2 protein-coding genes are annotated in these 4,350 nt (G+C 43.9%); both read right to left on the bottom strand.

Going from position 1 to position 4,350, the window contains the following annotated elements:
• Window positions 1-114 precede the first annotated feature (114 nt).
• On the bottom strand, window positions 115-2,628 hold the full coding sequence (ptsP, locus tag HWQ44_RS15620) for a phosphoenolpyruvate--protein phosphotransferase (protein WP_292720065.1): 2,514 nt from the start codon (window positions 2,626-2,628) through the stop codon (window positions 115-117).
• A 61-nt stretch (window positions 2,629-2,689) separates the two neighbouring features.
• Entirely contained in the window at window positions 2,690-3,886 is a 1,197-nt protein-coding gene (locus tag HWQ44_RS15615; RefSeq protein WP_292720062.1) for a hypothetical protein, read from the bottom strand.
• Window positions 3,887-4,350 lie beyond the last annotated feature (464 nt).

The following is a 4,350-nucleotide window of genomic DNA, read 5'->3' as shown; positions in this document are numbered from 1 at the left end:
GGCGCTCGGTGCGGCTGCGCCGCACCATCGCTTGTGACAGTTGCGTAAGTCCTGTATTCGTGGCTTTAATGGGCAACTGGGAATCAGATTTTAACGATTAATTACGAATTAGTATTATGCAGGGGGAGTAACTGAAGTTGAGATTAGTTCTCTGACATGAACTGCGGAATCTTGTTGTAATGCTGATGCCACGATCGCTTCACTTTCAACTATACAAAACCTAGCGATCGCTTGCTTCACTCCAGGTATACTTTGAGGATTCACGCTCAATTCATCCAGCCCCAAACCTAATAAAATTGGTGTTGCTAAAGTATCTGCTGCCAATTCTCCACATAATCCTACCGAAATCCCCGCTGCATGGGCAGCTTGGATAGTTTGCTGCACCATTCGCAACACGGCTGGATGTAGTGCGTCAACCAAATTTGCCACGCGGGGGTTAGTGCGATCGCTAGCCATGATGTACTGACTCAGGTCATTAGTCCCTATACTAAAGAAGTCTACTTCAGCAGCTAACTGATCTGCGATCGCTACTGCTGACGGAATCTCTACCATAATCCCCACTTTCATCGCTGCATCAAAGGAAATACCAGCTTGATTTAGTTCAGCCTGCACTTCACCCAAAATTACCTTAGCTGCACGCACTTCCGTCACCGTAGCAATCATCGGCAACATAATCTTAATTTGGTGTCCCACACTGGCTCTCAAAATTGCCCGTAACTGAGTTTTGAACAAATCCAGATGATCTAAACAGAAACGAATTCCCCGCCAACCTAAGAAAGGGTTAGCTTCTGGAAACCCGACTCTGAGATAGGGAAGTGGCTTATCACCACCGACATCTAAGGTACGAATAATCAACGGACGATTATCTAAAACTTTGGCGATCGCCTGATACACTGCTAGTTGTTCTTCTTCGGTGGGGGCGCTTGTCCGGTCGAGATAGAGAAACTCAGTGCGGAGTAATCCCACACCTTCTGCACCGCTAGCCACAGCAACTTGGACATCACTTATACTACCAATGTTGGCGAAAATGCTAATTTGCCGACCATCACGAGTAATTGCTGGCTGGTGGGCTGTAGCTCGTGCTTCCTGTTGAGCAGTTTGCCAAGCTTCTTGCTTTGCTGCCAGTAAATCCAGGATATGTGATTCTGGTTCTACCCAAGCTCTGCCACTTTCACCATCAAGTGCCATAAGTGTACCATCTACCAAGTGCAACACCTGAGCATCTACTCCCAAAACTGCCGGAATACCCAATGTCCGGGCGATAATTGCGCTGTGAGAAGTGGCACTACCTGAAGTTGTACAAATACCCAACACCTTTGTCGGATCTAGTCTAGCGGTATCTGAGGGAGTTAAATCAGTCGCTACTAAAATCGCAGGTTTTTCCAGATACAAGTTAGCAGGGGCATTCCCCGCTAGTAATCGCAGTACTCTTTGCCCGACATCTACAACATCGTCAACTCGCTCTTGCAGATAAGAATCTTCAAGGGTGCGGTAGGAAGTCGCCACCTCATCAACTACGGCTTGCCATGCGGCTTCAGCATTTATATAGTTTTCTAAGATCCGCTCTTTAGCCGCTTCCAATAGTACTGGATCTTCTAAAAATAGTAGTTGGGCGTCAAAAATGGCGGCTTCAGCATCACCAATTTGCAGAGATGCTTGTGAGAAAACTGCTTGAATTTCTTGTCGAGCGGTGTGAATGGCTGCTTGTAATCGTTGCCACTCAGCTTCTACATCTTCTACGTGATATTCCGTAATAGAAATATGGGTGGGTTGATAATGAATAACAGGTGCGATCGCTACTCCCGGAGAAGCTGCAATTCCCGAAAGTTCGCCGTGAGTTGCTGAGGTAACTTGATCCTGAAATGTTGGTGGAGAATTCAAAGCCACATTATCTTCACCAAAATTATTTGCAAATAATGTCTGTAATGCCGCCAGCGCTTCATCTGCATCTGAGCCAGTAGCAGTAATTACCAGTTCGTGTCCTTGACGCACTCCTAAAGTTGTGACTTGGTTAATACTGTCACCCCTGACTAGCTCAGTATTTCTCGTTAAATTCCGCACCAAAATTTGGGATTGAAACCGGGCTGCGGTTGCCACAAACTGCGCTGCTGGACGGGCGTGTAATCCTAAGCGATTGTTCACAATCAGCCGGATTTCTGCCGTTGGTGATTCTACATTGGTTGTTGGGGTGACAACTGACAACGGACTACTAACTAGACCTAATTGAGTCGCTTTTGCTAGGAGGGCGCCGCGGGCTTCCGCCATAACTTGGTGAATATCCATACCAGCCGCCGCAGCTACCACAGCAGCGATCGCACCTTCTACTAGAGGTGCTTCACACAAATGCACTTTTGGCTGTTGTGCTTCTGGTAGAAACTCTATTGCCATTTCTGCACTTAGCAAAGCACTACCCAAATCCATTAACACCAAGACACCATCATCAGAAAATACAGAAGCGATCGCTTCATAAACCTGAATGGGATCTGTACCCAATGGATTTTCCCGATCTTCAATACCTGCTGCAACAGCAATAGGAACTTGGCCCTGAACCATCTGCGCGGCGAGTTCCCGCACACCCAAAGCTAGTTGTTTACTGTGAGAAACTATAACAATTGCGATCGCTGCCACACCGTCAACCTTGTTGAGAGGTTTGCGTTTAGCTAGTTATCCATTTCATTTTCCCATTCTGCTACAATTGCAACTGCCCGAAAACCTTCCGGTCTTTCCAGCTAGAAATGCGAACAAAATAGCCTTCTTTCACCGAAATACGTGGTGTCCACTCATAAACTCCATCGCTAGCAGTCCGGGAAGAAATGTTTTGGATAAGTTTGTTCCCATCGTACAACTTAATCGAGACATCACCATCAAAATTATCCCGCCACAATATTAAATAAGGCTGATCCTTCTTTGGAAGTACTTTCTTCACTGGCTGACTGATCAAGATTTTTGGCGCAACCTGATTTTTGCTTTTCTTACGGAATCCCAGATAATGAGGTAGGTGTCGGAAAGTAGGATTTTCTTGCAGATTAGACAGTTGGGGAACAATAATGTTTCCGTTCTGGGAATTGAACAAATAAGTTGATTTACCGCCGTCAACGGTAATGATATCGCCTTTGACTCCTAATTTCCGTAATAAATCCGCTGCTTCATCCAGAGTTGCTTGGTTCACCGTCATAATCAACAACAACTCGTCACCCTTGACACCATCTTTGTTCAGAGTCCCGATGACTTGATACTTATTCGCTTGGTTTTGGGCTAATACTTTCGCCGGATGATCGCTATATCGGTAAGTGACGATCGCATTTTTCACTGCTTTTTGATTAAGAGGCGCACCGCTAACCTGGTTGTAGTCGGTAATATATGCCTGCTTATCATCCCAGACTAAGGTCTTGAGGCGAATATTACTATAGTATTTATCTTTTGGTTCCTTGATTGGCCCATAAGGGCTAGTGCCACCAGTGATGACTACACCATTGAGTTTAATGGGAAAAGATAATTGAGTACTAGATTGGTATTGCTCAAAAAAAGAACAATTAATCATCGAAAAAACATTGTTTGCGTAAAGTGTTTTATATTCGTCTGCAACTTCAGAAAACAACTTATTTTGGAAAGAAGGGCTGTAATGTCCACCTTCTCCTTTATAATACTTCCCTTCATTTAGACCCATATTATCTACCTCTCCAGTAATTTGGTCTATGTGCATTTTGCGGATATCAATAACTTGTAAATATGCTTCGTTACCATTGGTTAATTGTTTTTTATATAAAGCTGCACCGTCTACAGCTTGGAGAGGCTGATAAGAAGATAGAGGGTTGAAAGTTTGGGCAATCCAAAGGCTGCTCAGAATCGGCAGCAAAAAAAGCAATAAATTGATTAGAGCATTCATCGTCGCTTGACCGCAATTCCACAAAAAGTTGTCGTTACTACTTTAAGGCTAATGAGTTGCTTAGGCATACCCCGTCGTAGACATCGCATCCACAAAATAAGAGTGAATGGGTTATTTGCTAATCTGGTTTCAAAAATGCCTTAGAAATGCTGAAATACTCTATTCGATTATTATTTCATTATTTGAAGTATCGTTTTACCCTGGTGTTTGATTAATTGATACTGCATTCAGCAACACGAATCTCTACCGGTTGTCAGAAAAACTAATGCAGATATCATGTCTTAACCAAAAAGACTTGCAACCCACCCGCATTTATTCCCAAAAATGAGGAAGCAAACCCAATATCTACTCTTTGTAAAAACTAATTGTATTGAACAATTTAATGGGAGATACTAGAGGTACTATATTAACAGGGCAAACGCATCTAAATATTGACGAGCCAGGATTTGAGTCGAATTCAGCGA

This window comes from Nostoc sp. JL34 (assembly GCF_017114945.1).
In the GTDB taxonomy this organism is placed as follows: domain Bacteria; phylum Cyanobacteriota; class Cyanobacteriia; order Cyanobacteriales; family Nostocaceae; genus Nostoc.
This window is presented reverse-complemented; position numbering and strand designations above follow the sequence as displayed.